We start from the raw sequence: 15613 nt of genomic DNA, 5'->3' as shown, positions 1-15613 counted from the left end.
CCCAGGCGAGGCCCCTCCCCAGCCCCGCGCTCTTCCCGGGGGGCCGGGTGCTCCCCTGGGCGCTGGCTACCTTCTTCCCCCTCGGGAACGCGCACGCTTGCGAAGGAACTGGACCAGGGCCTTGAGTTTGAGCGGAATCTGCGCGCGGCTCGGGTAGTACAGGTAGAAGCCCGCGAAGGGTGGGCAGAAGTCCTCGAGGACGGGGAGGAGTTCGCCCCGCTGGATGTAGGGACGGAAGGTATCTTCCATTCCAATCGTGAGGCCGACCCCGTCGCACGCCAGACGCAGCATCAAGTGTTTCTCGTTCGTGTTCACGCGGGCGTCGATGGCGATCTCGAAGTCCTTCCCCTTCTCCGTGAACTCCCAGCGGTAGGTTGCACCATTCGCCATCCGCCATCCGATGCAGGCGTGTGCGTGGAGATCCCTCGGGTGTCGTGGCTTGCCGTGGGCCGCGAAGTAGCCCGGTGACCCGACCACCAGTTGCCGCTGCTCGCTGGAGATGCTGAGGGCGACCATGTCCTTGTCGATGATTTCGCCGAGCTGGACCCCCGCGTCGAAGCCTTGCTGAATGATGTCCGGGGGGCCGTCATCGACGAGGATGTCGAGCTTGATGTCCGGGTACTCCGCCAGGAACTCCGCGAGCGTGCTTTCGGAGAGAAAGTCCTCCGCGATCGACGCCACGTTCAGGCGGAGCGTTCCCGAGGGCCGGCTCCGCAGCTCGTTCAGGGATTCGAGTGTCGCGCGCATGTCGGCGAACGCCGGCTTCAGCCCCTGGTAGAGGCGCTCGCCTGCTTCGGTGAGGCCCACGCTCCGGGTCGTTCGCTGCAGCAGACGGACGCCGAGCCGCTCCTCCACCTGGAGGATCGTCTGACTCACGGCTGATCTCGTCACGCCGAGCTCCGCCGCCGCCGCCTTGAAGCTCCTCTTCTCCGCGACGGACAGAAACGCCTCCAGTCCTCCGAGTTCATCCCTCATTGGTTAGCCACTCTAACCAACGTATCAACCATTGGAAGGTCGCGGTGGAGGCTGGGTCCTCCTACTTTGGCTCCGGGACCACTCGGGAGTAGACCTATGACAGCCGATGGATTGGACCTGGAGCCGGTGACGGTGGTCTCGCGCCTGCGGATCAACGGCCAGGCGCATGACGTCACTCTGGACTCGCGTACGACGCTTCTCGACACCCTGCGCGAACATCTGGCCCTGACCGGAACCAAGAAGGGCTGCGACCATGGCCAGTGCGGCGCCTGCACGGTCCTCGTGAACGGTCGCCGGATCAACAGCTGCCTGACGCTGGCGGCGATGCACGAGGGGGATGAGATCCTCACCATCGAGGGCCTGGGCACGCCCCGGGAACTGCATCCCCTGCAGGCCGCCTTCGTCGAGCGGGACGGATTCCAATGTGGCTACTGCACGCCGGGGCAGATCTGCTCGGCGGTCGGGATGCTGGCGGAGCTCGAGGCCGGATGGCCCAGCCATGTCACCCGGGATGTCAGCGCTCCGCTCGGTGCGGTGACCGACGAGGAAATCCGCGAGCGGATGAGTGGAAACCTCTGCCGCTGCGCCGCCTACCCCAACATCGTGGCCGCCATCCGCGATGCCATGGAGGCCAAACCATGAAGCCTTTCGTCTACGAGCGGGCGACGAGCCCCGAAGCCGCCCTGGCCGCCCGGGCCAGGCCCGGCGCCACCTTCATCAGCGGTGGCACCAACCTCCTGGATTTGATGAAGGCCGGAGTCGAACAGCCGCGCCATCTCGTCGACATCAGCCGTCTGCCCTGGCGGGAGATCGTCCCCAGCGAGGACGGCGGCCTGTTCATCGGCAGCCAGACGGCCAACAGCGAGCTGGCCGGCCATCCGTTGGTGCGCGAGCGCTACCCGCTGCTGTCCCAGGCGCTGCTGTCCGGCGCCTCGGCTCAGTTGCGCAACAAGGCCTCGACCGGCGGCAACCTGCTTCAGCGCACACGGTGCCCGTACTTCTACGACACCCACATGGCCTGCAACAAACGCGCTCCCGGCTCGGGCTGCGCGGCGCTCGCGGGTCACAACCGCATGAGCGCCATCCTGGGTGCCAGCGAAGCCTGTATCGCCGTGCATCCGTCCGACATGGCCGTGGCGCTCACCGCGCTGGATGCGGAGATCGAGATCCTGTCGAGCACGGGAGCGGTCCGGAGCATCCCGATCGCCGATTTCTACGAACTGCCGGGGACGACGCCGCACATCGAAACCCGATTGCAGCCGGGCGAACTCATCCGTGCCGTGCGTCTTCCCGCCGGTGGTCTCGGTCGCCAGCGCTACCGCAAGGTCCGTGACCGGGCTTCCTACGCCTTCGCACTGGTGGCGGTCGCCGCGGTGCTCGAGCTCCGGGACGGCATCATCCAGACCGCGCGTCTGGCGCTGGGCGGTGTCGCCGCTCGCCCGTGGCGCTCCGCGGCCGCGGAATCGGCCCTGGTGGGCCAACGCCCCCGGGCCGCAGCTTTCGAGGCGGCCGCGAACGCCGCACTCGAAGGAGCCCGCGGCCATCACGGCAATGACTTCAAGATCGAACTGGCCAGGCGGACCATCGTGCGCACGCTGACCGAACTGTCGGAAAGCAGGGGAGGGTGACTCGATGATGGGCAAAGGCCTCAGCCGCACCGACGGTCCACTCAAGGTCACCGGTGGCGCGAAATACTCCTATGAGCGGCGGGACTCCGGTGAGCCCGTCGTCGGCCACATCGTCGGAGCGGCGATTGGCAAGGGCCGCATCACCCGGCTCGACACTTCCAGGGCCGAGCGGGCACCCGGCGTGCTGCTGGTGATGACCCATCGCAACGCGCCCGGGCAGGGCAGGCTCGACAACGACAATCCGGTGTCCTTCACCCGGGCCAGGCCGGTTCTTTCGAGCGATCGGGTGGACTCCTTCGGCGAACCCGTCGCGTTCGTGGTGGCGAGGACCCTCGAACAGGCCCGCGCCGCTGCCGGTCTGCTCCACATCGAATACGTGGTCGAGGAAGGCGCCTATGAACTGGCGAGCCACCCGGAGCGCGCCTACGCCCCCAAGACCGCCAACATCGGCTTGGAGACCCGTACCGCGCTGGGTGATTTCGATCGCGCTTTCGCGGACGCCCCCGTCAAGCTCGACCAGTCCTACACGACCCCCCATATGTTCTCGATGCCGATGGAGCCGTGCGCCACGGTCGCGCGCTGGGACGGCGAAGACCTCACGCTCCACGCGAGCTTCCAGGCGCTCGCCTATTCCAGGACATCGATCGCCAACACCCTCGGCATCCCGGAGGAGCGGATCCACATCGACTCCGCCTTCGTGGGTGGCGGCTTCGGCACCAAGCTTTATGTCCACTGCGACAGCATTCTCGCCGCTCTCGCCGCACGCCAACTGGGCTTGCCGGTGAAGGTGACACTGAGCCGGCGTCAGATGTTCTCGCTGGTGGGCCACAGGCCCGAGACCCTCCAGCGGGTGCGGCTCGCCGCCGGGCGCGATGGCCGGCTGACCGCGCTCGCGCATGAGGTGAACATGCAGAGCACCTCGCGCGAGGAGTATTGCGAGCAGACGGCGACCGTCGCGCGCTCGCTCTACGCGGCCCCGAACCGGTTCACGAACCATCGGGTGACCCCCCTCGACCTGCCGGTCGGCGAGGCGGTCCGCGGACCGGGCGAGCTCCCGGGGCTGATGGCCGTCGAATCGGCGATGGATGAGCTGGCCCATCTGCTGGACATGGACCCCATTGAGTTGCGGATCCGCAATGAGCCCGAACTGGATCCCGAGCGCAACGTTCCCCTGACGGGCCGGCGGCTGGTCGAGTGCATGCGTGTGGGCGCGGAGCGGTTCGGATGGAACCGGCGGCCGAAGCGTCCGGGAACCCTGCGCGATGGCCGTTTCCTGGTCGGCTACGGCATGGCGGCGGCGATCCGCATGCACTTCCAGGGACCGACGCGGGTGATCGTCCGGATGGAGCGTGACGGTGGGGTCATCGTGAAGTCCGACATGACCGACATCGGCACCGGCACCTACACCATTCTCGCCCAGTTCGTGTCCGAGAGCCTGGGCGTTCCGCTCGAACGCATCCAGGTGATGTTGGCGCGGTCGGACCTTCCTCGGAGCAGCGGCTCGGGAGGTTCATGGGGTGCCGCCAACACCAGCGTCGCGCTCCATCGCGCCTGTGAGGCCCTCAAACAGAAGATCGCTCGAACAGGGGCGCTGGTCTCCTCGGGCGCGGAGCTCACCGCGGCCGTCGCGGCCCATTTCCCCGACGGCGTCGAGGCAGAAGGCTCCATCGTGGGTCAGTGGGATGACCCCAACTTCACGAAATTCTCGGCGCACACCTATGGTGCGACGTTCGCCGAGGTGGGTGTGGATATCGACACCGGCGAGGTGCGTCTGCGCCGGATGTTGGGGGTGTTCGCCGCCGGCCGCATCCTCAATCCCAAGCTGGCCCGCTCTCAGTTGGTCGGCGGCATGATCTGGGGCGTGAGCGCCGCCCTGCACGAAGCGGGACACGTGGACGCGCGGTTCGGCCATTTCGTGAACGGCGACCTGGGCGAGTATTACGTGCCCGTCCACGCCGACATTCCGGCCCTCGACGCGGTGATGCTCGACGACCTCGACAAGGACGCCAACCCACTCGGCATCAAGGGGGTTGGCGAGTTGGGCATCTGCGGAAGCGGCGCCGCGGTCGTCAACGCGGTATTCAACGCCACGGGGGTGCGCGTGCGCGACTTCCCCATCACACTGGACAAGCTATTCCCCGGACTGCCGGCCCCCTGAACAGCCAGGCAGCGAAATGCCGAGCCCGCTGATCAGAACAAAAAGTGTGAGAGCGCGGCGCATGAACCCTCGATTCCCCAGACAAGCAACATACGCCGGGTTCGGTGGGCGCCTCAACCCGACGTGGTCGATGGCTGGCGGCGATAGTTGTAGCCTCGGAGGCAACAAATCCAGTCGAAGACAACCCTGTCACTCCGGACACGTATGGGGGTCCTTTCCTGGCCAGGGGTTTCTGGGCCATGGTGGATGGATCTCCTTCCGGAAGACAAGGCATCACGATGATGGGTTTCAAGACACGCATGAGTTGGGCCGCCAGCATGCTGGTGGCCTGCTTCCTCTCGGGCTGTGAGCACGACACGCGCCCGCCTCCCGCCGCGCCCGTGGAGTCCGGGGCTCCGGCGGCTCCCTTCGACGTGCAGGAGATCATGGAGCGGGTGCACTTCGCCTTCCGCGCCGAGGGGACGGTCTGGCGGGGAGGCCATGACACCTACGCGGTGCGCGCGGACAGCCTCGGGCTGAGCGTCACGCCCTACCACTACCCGAAGCCTTCAGGGGAGCGCGCGGAGCCGCGGCGCGGCGCCGCTCCAGCCGCCGAGGAAGGCGCGCCGGTGCATCTGGGCGCGGCCCGCGTGAGCCGGGGCGGCATGGTGCTGTCGGGGCCCGCGGGAAGCGGCCGGGTGGAGGACTCGGGCGAGCTGAGCATCCAGCGTGGCGAGGTGGTGGAGCACCTGCGCAACGGCGCGGACGGCGTGGAGCAGAGCTGGCGCTTCGAGCGGCGGCCCGAGGGCACGGAGGCGCTTGAGGTCCGGGTGCCCGTGGAGGGCGGACGGTTCCTTGGCGAGACGGCCGGCGGACTGCACTTCGCCGAGGGCGGCACGGGCCTGGGCGTGCGCTATGGCCATGGCACCTGGGTGGACGCGCGGGGCGAGCGCACGCCCGTGCCCGCCCGCTTCGAGGGAGACGCCATCGTGCTGCGCGTACCGGCGCCCGTGGTGGATGCCTCGGCCTATCCGGCGGTGCTGGATCCCATCGTCTCGCCGGAGTTCGGCATGGACACGCCGGTGTCGGCGTACACGGACAATGACCAGGCCGCGCCCGTGGTCGCCCACGACGGGACGAACTTCTTCATCGTCTGGGAGGACTTCCGCCACGCCGGGTACACCGAGCTCTACGGCGCCCGGGTGAGTGGCGCGGGAAGTCTGTTGGATCCCACGGGCCTGCTCCTCTCCACCGCGCTCCATGACAAGCACGCGCCCGCGGTGGCCCACGATGGAACGAACTTCCTGGTCGTCTGGCAGGGTTGGCCCCAAAACGACATCTACGCCACCCGGGTGAGCAGCACGGGCACGGTGCTCGATCCGGGCGGCATCGCTCTCTCCACCGCACCGGGCGTGCAGCGCGCCCCCGCCGTGGCCCATGACGGCACGAACTTCCTGGTCGTCTGGCAGGACCAGCGCAATGGGAACTTCGACATCTACGCCACCCGGGTGAGCGGCGCGGGCACGGTGCTCGACCCCTCGGGCCTCGCGATCTCCACCGCCGCCAACGAGCAACTCGCGCCCTCCGTGGCCCACAACGGCACGAACTTCCTGGTCGTCTGGCAGGACTCGCGCAGCGGCGTCTTCGACATCTACGGCACGCGGGTGAACGGCTCGGGTACGGTGCTCAACACCAACGGCATTCTCATCTCCGTGGCCGTCAACGCGCAGGAGCGCCCCACGGTGGCCTACAACGGCTCGGACTTCGTGGTGGTCTGGGAGGACTCACGCAACGGCAACGCCGACATTTATGGCGCGCGGGTGAGCGCCACGGGCGTCGTGCGCAACCCGAGCGGCATCGCCCTCAGCACCCATGGCAACAACCAGCGCGCGCCGCAAGTGGCGCGCTCGGGCACGGACTGCCTGGTGGTGTGGCACGACACCCAGGCCTCCACCCTCTCCGGGGCCCGGCTGAGCAACACGGGCGCCGTGCTCAACCCGAGTGATCTGCTCATCGCGCCCATGTTCAGCTTCACGAGCAGGTTGTCGCTGGCCAGCGATGGGACGAACTTCCTGGTCGCCTGGGGAGGCTATGCCAGTGGGGGCCGGAACACCGACATCCTCGCCACGCGGGTGACGAGCGCGGGCGTTGCCTTGGACACCCCCGCCCTCCCCATCTCCGTGGCGGGCAATGGGCAGTACACGCCCGTGGTGGCCCATGATGGGACGAACTTCCTGGTCGTCTGGCGGGACCACCGGCACACCGGCTCGGACATCTACGCGGTGCGGGTGAGCGAGACCGGAACGGTGCTCGACTCGAGCGGCATCCGTCTCTCGCCCAACAATGCCGATCAACCCTTCGATCCCGCCGTGGCCCACGATGGGACGAACTTCCTGGTCGTCTGGCAGGAGTACTACGGGGGCTCGTCCGTCGGCATCCGGGGCGTGCGGGTGAGCTCCACGGGAAGCGTGGTGGACACCACGCCTATCGCCCTCGCCAGCCAGAACACGCACCTGGGACGTCCCGCGGTGGCCCATGACGGCACGAACTTCCTGGTCGTCTGGCAGGACGGCCGCAATGGGGGGAGCCACATCTACGGCACGCGGGTGAGCGGCGCGGGCACGGTGCTCGACACGAGCGGCATCGCCATCTCCACCGCAACCTCCTCCCAGCTGTATCCCAAGGTGGCCCACAACGGCACGAACTTCCTGGTCGTCTGGCAGGACGGCCGCAACGCGGATAACGACATCTACGGGGCCCGGGTGAGCAGCACGGGCACGGTGCTCGACACGAGCGGCATCGCCATCTCCACCGCGGCGGGCAACCAGGAGCACCCCGCCATTACCCACAACGGGATGCACTTCCTGGTGGTCTGGGATGACTGGCGCGTGGGCAGGCCGGAGATCTACGGGGCAAGGGTGAGCGGCGCGGGCACGGTGCTCGACACGAGCGGCATCGCCATCGCCACCCTCACGCTGCCCACCAACGACTACAAGTCCTTCCCCACGGTGACGCATGACGGGGACAGCTTCCTGGTGGCCTGGGAGGACCACCGCACGGACCTGTACCTGGGCGACATCTACGGGGCCCGGGTGAGCGATACCGGCACGCTGCTGGACACCCAGAGCTTCGTCCTCGCGGCCGGAGCGCTCGGAGAGAACACGCCCGCGCTGACCTCCATGGGTGGACAGAGCTCGCTCCTGGTCTACCGGGGCACGGATCTCTCGGCGAACGCACACAGTGAGCGAGTGCAGGCGCGGATCGTCCAGACGCCTTGACTCTGGCATGCCCGGCCTTCCACCGATGGGGGATGGCCGGGCCGCCCGGCACACACTCACTCGCCGTAGGTCAGTGCAGGTGGAACAGCGTCTGGACGTTGGCGCCAAGGATGAGGTCGCGCTCGGCCTCGGACACGGGCAGCAGGTGGATCTTCTTGAGCTCCAGTCCTGGGTGGGACATGGGGAACTCGGAGCCGAAGACAATCTTGCTCGCGCCCGTCTTCTTCACCGTTTCCTGCAGGTGCATGAAGGTGCCCAGGGACGTCTCCAGGAAGAAGTTGTCGAGGCTCGCGGCTGCGTCCACCACGGCCATGTCCGCCTGGGGCCCGCCCATGTGCTCGAGGAGGAAGTACGTCCTGGGAAAGCGCCGGGCGAGCTGGATGAAGTCTCCAGGGGTCGCCCCCGGCCGGAATCCGGTGTGGGAGACGATCGGAATGTCGCGCTCGCCACAGAGCGACGCGAGCGCCGCCATGCTCTCGTCCAGGAACGAGAACGGGTGGACGAGGGGGCTCACGAGCAGGCCCCGGAAGCCCTGGGACACCCATTCCTCCAGCGCCTCCGGGGCGTGCGGCTGGCGCGGGTCCAGGCACGCCACGGCGGCCAGCCCGGGATGGGCGAGCACGGCTTGCTGGATGTAGTCATTGCAGGGGATGGGGTCGGCCTGGCGCCTGCCGGAGGTGAACTCGTTCATCCGGCGGACATCCACCATGCCCCCTGGACAGACGAGGCCCTGCTTGATGCCGCTGCGCTCCAACTGCGAGAGGTAGTGCTCCACCGAGCCATAGGGCTTGGGGCACAGATGCGCGTGTGCGTCGATGATCATGCCGCGACTCCTTTCTGGTGTGGGACCGCCCTTACTCGCGCACGACGCGCAGGGCCTTGGCGCCCGTGCGGGGCAGGTGCTCGACGAACTCGAAGTCCAGGGGCAGGCGCGTGGAGACCTCCATCCTGCTGGCCAACGAGCTGCCCAGCTCACGGGAGGGCCGCACCCCGGTGGCGGGCTCGCATCGGACCTTGATGCGGGCGGTGTCCGAGGCGGGCACGACGAAGTGGAACCAGTTGCCCACCTCGGGCATGCGCATGAGGAATTCCTCCAGGAAGATGGGCGACACGCTCTGGCCCCGGTAATGGAGTTGCTCGAAGGTCCGGCCGCGCACGCGGAAGCGGCTCGCCGTGGCGCCGCAGGTGCACGCGCCCTCCTCGAACACCCCCAGGTCCCCGGTACGAAAGCGCAGCAGGGGACTGTCGTGGCGCAGCAGCGCCGTCACGACGAACTCTCCCACCGAGCCCGGGGGCAGGGGCGCCCCGGTGTCGGGGTCCACCACCTCGAGCAGGGTGTGGCCCTGGGTCAGGTGGTAGCCCTGGCGGGCTTCGCACTCCACGCCCATCATCCCGCCCTCCAGCGAGCCATAGAGGAAGAAGGCAGCGCAGCCCCAGAGCGTCTCCACGCGCCGCCGGAAGGCGGGAGAGCAACCCTCGCCGGTGAGCCACATCCTCCGGGGGGCCATTGACGGCAGGGAGAGGCCCTGGTTGGCCGCCTCCTCCGCCAGGGCGATGGCCCACGACGGACTGGTGATGACGATGCTGGGACGAAGGTCCCGGAAGACCTTGAGGGTCTTCGCGGGCGTGGAGTACGCGCCGCCCTTTCCGGCGGCGATCACCGTGGCCTGGCAGTTCTCGGCGAACTCCCGGTGCATGGCCAACCCCGAGGTGCTCATCTCATAGGGCAACGCATTGAGACACACGTCTCCCGCGGTGACCGGGAGCAGCGAGGGATAGTGCGCGGACATGTGATATTGCAGATCCAACCGGCTCTGGGTGCTGTAGATCTCCTCGCCGCCGCTCGTACCCGTGGAGACCTGGATGATCATGAGGTCCCGGCGCTCGCAGGTGAGCAGCCGCCAGGGGTGTCCGCGCAACTCCTCCTTGGTCAGGAAGGGCAGACGTGGGAGATCCTCCAGGCCCTGGATGCTTCCAGGGCGGACGCCCGCCCGCTCCAGCTTCTCCCGGTAGAAGGGCGAGGACTCCTGCGCCCGGGTAGCCACGGCTCGCAGGGCCGCGGACTGATAGCTTTTCAATGTCTCGGGTTGCATCCGATCTGCTTGCTTCAACTCCGAGGCGTGGCGGGAGATGATCGTGGCGAGTCTTGGATTGTTCATGCCCCGAAACGTGTGGACGGCACGGACATGGATCAAGGACCCCGGGCGCCGTCTGGAACCCAGACATACAAGCCCGGCAATGGCTATCGTCCAGGGAAGCGCCGCTTGGGGATGTCTGGTTCCTGAAGGCCAGACAGTCCCGCGCGGCGTCAGAGAGGCCGCGAGAGTGGGAGCTCGAGCGTGGCCGTGGCGCCCTTGCCGGGGCCTTCGCTCTCCAGCAGCAGGCGGCCCCCCATCACCTGCGCCGCCAGCGCGCTCGCGTGCAGGCCAAAGCCATGCCCTTCCTCGCGGGTGGTGAAGCCGAGCGCGAAGAGTTGCTTGTGGAGTTCCCGCGAGAAGCCCTTGCCGCTGTCCACCACCTGGATCCGGGCCACGCTCCCCTGAACCGTGAGCCGCACGCACAGGTGACGCCGCCCCTCGGGGACCTCGGCCATGGCGTCCTTGGCGTTGCTCAGGAGGTTGATGAGGATCTGCAGCACCTTGTGCTTGTCCACCTGCATCCTGGGGGCGTCGGTGAACTCGCGTGTCACGCAAACTCCGTGGCGCTTCAGCGTGGCCAGCTGGAAGCGCAGGCTGTCCTCGATGAGCTGGGTGAGATCCCACTCACTGAGGATGAGTGACGTCTTGGCGTAGTCCTGCTGCACCCGGATGATGGCGTGGATGTGCTCGAGATGCAGACCCATCTCGTTCAGGTTCGTCTGGAGTTGGAGCCGCTCCTGACGGAGTTCCTCGGTGAGTGCCCGCAGGTAGTCCGGAAGGACGCGGCCCCTCGGGTCGCACGTCAGGAAGCCCACCAGGTCCGCCTGGTGCTCCTTGAGCAGGGCGGAGAGTTGAGCCGCCCGGTCGAAGCGCGAGGCCGAGACCCCGGAGCGCATCAGATCCAGGTTGATGACGGCGCTGGTGAGGACGTTGCCCACGTTGTGCAGCACGTCCGAGGCGACCTCGGCCATGCCCGCCGCACGGGCCGTGTCCACCAACTGGGCCTGGGCCTGCTTGAGTTCGCGCGTGCGCTCCTCCACCCGCCGCTCCAGCTCGTCATTGGCGCCGCGCAGGGCGGCCTCGGTGCGCTGAAGCTCCGCGTACAGCCGGGCGTTCTCGATGGAGATGGCGGCCTGCGAGGCGAGCTGCCCCAGCAACAGGATGCGCTCCGGCGTGAACGCCCCGGAGGCGAACCGGTTCTCCAGGTACATCACCCCCGACAGCGACTCCTGGCGCATCAGCGGCAGGCAGAGCACTGACCTGGCCCCACTGTGCTCGAGGTAGGGCTCGCCCGAGAACGGGTGAGGCGCCGCCGCGTCGCCAATGAGCACATGCTCGCGCGTGCGCCGGACGTAGGAGAGGATCGTCCAGGGCAGGGCGGCCCGCGCGCCACCCGAGGCCTCCGTGTCGACCACGACCTCGAGCTTGTCACCGCGCGGCAGCAGCAGGGCTCCCCGCTGGGCCCCCGCGTTCTCGGTGGCGACCCGGATGAGCGTGGACACCAGCCGCTCGAGGACGATCTCGCTGGAGATGGCCTGCTGAGCCTTGACCACGGCGAGGGCGTCGATCTCCCGGGCCTCCGAGGAGGAGGTGGTGGTGCCACTCGTGGGAGCCGCCGGGCTCACCAGGGATGGCCACAGGGCGTCCAACTGCTTGACCTTGCCCTGGGCTCCCCACCGCGTGTACGCCTCCCGGGCTTGGCGCGCGTAGGCCTCCGCGATGAAGGGGGCCTGCCGCTTGCGGTAGAAGTTCGCCGCCAGCTCGCACACCAGGGCCACGTGGTGGATGAAGCCATGGTCGCGGGCCGAGCGAAGGGCCTCCTCGTACGCGGGGAGCGCCTGCTCCAGGCGGCCCCGGACGCGGGCCAGTTCCGCGAAGACCAGCCGCTCGAGCGCGCGGAAGGTCTCGGGGCAGTTGCAGGCCCACTCCTCGAGCTGTCGCCCGTGTGCCTCGGCGGCCTCGAGGTAGCGCCGCCGCTCCTCCTCCGTCGCGCCCTCGCAGCACGCGACCAGGGTGAGGGCGCGGAAGAGGTGGAAGTCCAGCAGGGGGATGATGCCGATGAAGGACCAGATGAACGCCGCCGCCCTGTCCCCCGCCTCACGGGCCTCCGCGTAGGAGCCGCACATGAAGCGCGCCTGCATCTTGGAGAGCCAGTACTGGCACACCATGCTGCTCATGTGGGCCGGCGACAACGAGGCCTCGAGGGCCTTCTCGTCGAACCCCTCCCCATCCAGCGTGCCGAACGTGGGCGAGTGGCCCCGCAGTGTCTGCATGTAGCGCAGGACGATGAGGGTGGTATCCACCACCCCCACGAAGCCCGTCTTGCGCATGAAGTCCATCCGGTCGAGCGCGTCCTGGTAGACGTCATCGAGGGGGTGCCCCATGGCCTGCCGGTTCCAGACGACGTGGCCGACGATGTAACAGGCGAACAGGTAGTCGTTGCTCTGGACCGCGTGCTGGAAGGCATTCAGCGCGTGTGCGTGCGCCTCGGCCAGGGGCCGGCACCAGTAGCTGATCATCTCCAGGTTGAAGAGCGCCCGGACCCGCTCCTGGCTCAGGTCGTAGCGATCGACGAGCGCGCGGGCGAGCACGCCATAGGCGTAGCCCTCCTGATAGCTCTTGAAGAACGTCCCGAGCAGGATGCCGAGCGAGCTGTATCCGATCGCCGACTCGTTGGTGTTGCCGTAGCGGAGGCTCAGGGAGACCATCCGGCAGACGTGGAGGACGAGCAGGTTGTTGTCGGTGAAGTAGGCGGAGGGGAAGAGGCGGCCCAGGACGCTCATCACCTGCTTCATGTCCGCGTCCGTCATCAGCGGCAGCTCGACGAGGCTCTCGATGGAACGGCCACCCAGCAGGGCCTGGACCTCCTCCCGGGCGGCCACGGCCTCCTCCCAGGAGGGATGCGCGGACATCGGCATGCCCAGCAGGCCCAGTCCCTCCAGGAGGCAGGTGACGGAGGCCTCGATCTCGCCGGAGATGAGGTGCACCTCATACCTCAAGGTATAGGCGGCGGCGATGTCCGCCCGGCTCCGTGCCCGCGAGCACAGCTCCTCCAGCAGTCGGCGGGCCTCGGCGAGATTGCCGCTCATGAGCTCGCTGCTCGCCCGATCCAGCCGCACCTTGAAGGCCAGCGCGGGGTCCAGCTCCCAGGGATCGCCCGGGATGAGCAAGAAGGCCATGGCGAGATAGGCGGCGGCCGAGCCGTGCGCGCTGGAGGCCCGGGCCTTCCAGCCCGCCTCGGCGTTCAGGCGCGCGAGGCGGTGGCGCTCCTCGTGGCCGCTGATGAGCTCCACCCCGGTGTTGAGCTGGCTCACGATCTCGAAGAGCCTCTCGCGCACCTCCTCGGCGGACAGGCGCTCCAGCAGCAGGCGCCCGATGCGCACATGGATCGCCTGGCGCTCGCCTTCGGGGATGAGGGCATGCGCCGCCTGCTGGATGCGATCATGCAGGAACCGGTACTGCTCCGATGCGCTGCGCACCACCAGGCTCGCCTGGAGCGCCGGCTCGAGGCCCCGCTCCACCTCGTCCGCCTCCAGGCCGGCGATGAGGGCCAGCATCCCGAGTGAGAAGCTGTTGCCCACGCACGCCGCCAGGGGGAGCAGGTGCCGGGTGCTCGCGGGAAGCTGGTGCAGGTTGCGAGCCATGAAGTCGACGATGTTGTCGGAGTACCCGCGGGCCCGGACGCCCTCGGCATCCCAGCGCCAGCCCCCTCCGGGCGTGCGGCCGAGGAGGCCATCGTGGTGCAACGCCTGCATCAACTGCAGGAGGAAGAACGGATTGCCACCCGTCTTCTCGTACACCTGTTCCGACAGGGGCAGGATGACCTCCGCCCCCGCGCCCGGGAGCGCATCGCCCACGAGGTGCTGGAGCTGCTCCAGGCTCAGCGGCGTGAGCTGGAGGTCGGCCACCGCGACCTTCGCCTTGTGCACCTCCCCGAGTGTCATCATCAGCGGGTGGGAGGGGCTGACCTCGTTGTCCCGGTAGGCCCCGATCCACAGCGCCGCTGGCGCCTCCTCCGCGGTGAGCAGGGACTGGAGGAGCCGGAGGCTGGCCAGGTCCGCCCACTGCAAGTCATCCAGGAACATGACGAGCGGGTGCTCGGCGGTGGCGAAGACGCCGAGGAAGCGGAGGAACACCTGGTTGAAGCGGTGTTGTGCCTCGGCGGGCGGAAGCTCCGGGACCGCCGGCTGCGGGCCCAGGAGGAGCGTGAGCTGTGGAACCAGCTCCACGAGGACCTGGCCGTTGCCCTCGAGGGCCTCCCGCATGCGCTCTCGCCACCGGGCCACCTCCTCGTCGGTGCCCGCCAGCAACTGGCGCACCAACCCCTGGATGGCCTGGGCCAGGGTGGCGTAGGGAACATCCCGCTGGAGCTGATCGAACTTGCCGCTCAGGAAGAACCCGCGCCGCTGAACCACGGGCTTGTGCAGCTCGTGGACCACCGACGACTTGCCGATGCCGGAGTAGCCGCGGACCAGGATGAGCTCGGGCCGGCCTCCGCGCGCGATTCGCTCGAAGCCCTGGAGCAGGGTGGCGACGTGGGTGTCTCGCCCATAGAGCCGCTGGGGGAGCTGGAAGCGGCTGGGGATGTCCCGCTTGCCCAGCACGAAGAGCTCGAGGGAGCCCCGGCGCAGGCTCTCCCCGCACTCCGCGAGGTCGTGCCGCAGCCCCTCGGCGCTCTGGTAGCGCTCCTCGGCGACCTTGGCCAGGCACCGCATCACGATCGCGGACAGCACGGGCGGGATGCTGGCGACGAGTTCGTGCGGTGGCCTCGGCAGCTGGGCCATGTGCGCATGGAACCACTCGAGCGCGTCACTCCCCTGGAATGGCCGGACGCCCGTGAGCAGCTCGTAGAACGTCACGCCCAGCGAATAGAAGTCGGTGCGGTAGTCCACCACGCGGTTCATGCGCCCGGTCTGCTCCGGGGACATGTAGGGCAGCGTTCCCTCGAGCAGGTGGGTCGGTGCCGCGTCCACATGCTCGGTGCGCTGGAGGGTGGCGGCGCCAAAGTCGATGATGCGCGGCTCGCCCGAGGGCGTGACGATGATGTTGGAGGGCTTGATGTCCTTGTGGATGACTCCCCGGAGGTGAATCTCCGCCAGGGTCGAGGTCAGGGAGACGGCCAGCTCGAGGAAGCGGGCGAGTTCGAAGGGCCGGCCCACCGCCTCGCAGAGGGCCACCCCCTGCACCTCCTCCAGCACCAGGACGGGGCGGCCGTTGACCCGCTCGCAACCATGAGGCCGGGTGACGCCGCGCACGCCCAGCAGCCTCCGCAGGATGTTGTGCTCCCGGCGGTACCGCTCATCCTCGCGCGGGCCAGCGCAGGGGCCCGCGGGCGTCTTGATGATGACCGGCGCACCATCCGCCTCGCGCACCGCCCGGAACAGCAGGTTCGAGTCGGTGGCGCGGATCGGACGATGGAGCGTGTAGCCTGGAAGATTCAACATGGGTGGAGTCCAT

General features: G+C 68.4%; 8 protein-coding genes. 4 read left to right on the top strand and 4 right to left on the bottom strand.

Annotation, left to right across the window (positions count from 1 at the left end):
• Positions 1 to 66 precede the first annotated feature (66 nt).
• Entirely contained in the window at positions 67 to 975 is a 909-nt protein-coding gene (locus F0U63_RS25080; protein ID WP_395833134.1) for a LysR substrate-binding domain-containing protein, read from the bottom strand.
• A 96-nt stretch (positions 976 to 1071) separates the two neighbouring features.
• Here F0U63_RS25080 and F0U63_RS25075 point away from each other — a divergent pair, with 96 nt between their 5' ends.
• The 4 genes from F0U63_RS25075 (at position 1072) to F0U63_RS25060 (ending at position 8018) form a co-directional block, all read left to right on the top strand.
• Positions 1072 to 1617 (top strand): 2Fe-2S iron-sulfur cluster-binding protein, encoded by a 546-nt coding sequence (locus F0U63_RS25075; protein ID WP_395833132.1) that lies wholly within the window; start codon positions 1072 to 1074, stop codon positions 1615 to 1617.
• On the top strand, positions 1614 to 2603 hold the full coding sequence (locus F0U63_RS25070) for an FAD binding domain-containing protein (protein WP_395833130.1): 990 nt from the start codon (positions 1614 to 1616) through the stop codon (positions 2601 to 2603). Before F0U63_RS25075 ends, F0U63_RS25070 begins: the two co-directional genes overlap by 4 nt.
• 4 nt (positions 2604 to 2607) lie before the next feature.
• A complete protein-coding gene (locus F0U63_RS25065; protein WP_395833128.1) occupies positions 2608 to 4761 on the top strand; it encodes a xanthine dehydrogenase family protein molybdopterin-binding subunit in 2154 nt (717 codons plus the stop codon).
• 299 nt (positions 4762 to 5060) lie between these two features.
• Positions 5061 to 8018 carry a hypothetical protein gene (locus F0U63_RS25060; protein WP_395833126.1) on the top strand — a complete coding sequence of 986 codons (2958 nt, stop codon included), beginning with the start codon at positions 5061 to 5063 and terminating at the stop codon, positions 8016 to 8018.
• Positions 8019 to 8088: 70 nt separating this feature from the next.
• Here F0U63_RS25060 and F0U63_RS25055 read toward each other — a convergent pair whose 3' ends face one another.
• From F0U63_RS25055 to F0U63_RS25045, 3 genes are all read right to left on the bottom strand, one after another.
• The gene (locus tag F0U63_RS25055; protein WP_395833124.1) at positions 8089 to 8841 is read right to left on the bottom strand and encodes an amidohydrolase family protein; all 753 of its coding nucleotides are present in this window, start codon (positions 8839 to 8841) and stop codon (positions 8089 to 8091) included.
• Between the two features lie 31 nt (positions 8842 to 8872).
• Complete coding sequence (locus tag F0U63_RS25050) at positions 8873 to 10177, bottom strand: phenylacetate--CoA ligase family protein (RefSeq protein ID WP_395833122.1); 1305 nt, start codon at positions 10175 to 10177, stop codon at positions 8873 to 8875.
• Positions 10178 to 10326: 149 nt separating this feature from the next.
• Positions 10327 to 15600, bottom strand: a complete 5274-nt coding sequence (locus tag F0U63_RS25045) for an AAA family ATPase (RefSeq protein WP_395833120.1) — start codon at positions 15598 to 15600, stop codon at positions 10327 to 10329.
• Positions 15601 to 15613 lie beyond the last annotated feature (13 nt).

This window comes from Cystobacter fuscus (assembly GCF_044360685.1).
In the GTDB taxonomy this organism is placed as follows: Bacteria; Myxococcota; Myxococcia; order Myxococcales; family Myxococcaceae; genus Cystobacter; species Cystobacter fuscus_C.
This window is presented reverse-complemented; position numbering and strand designations above follow the sequence as displayed.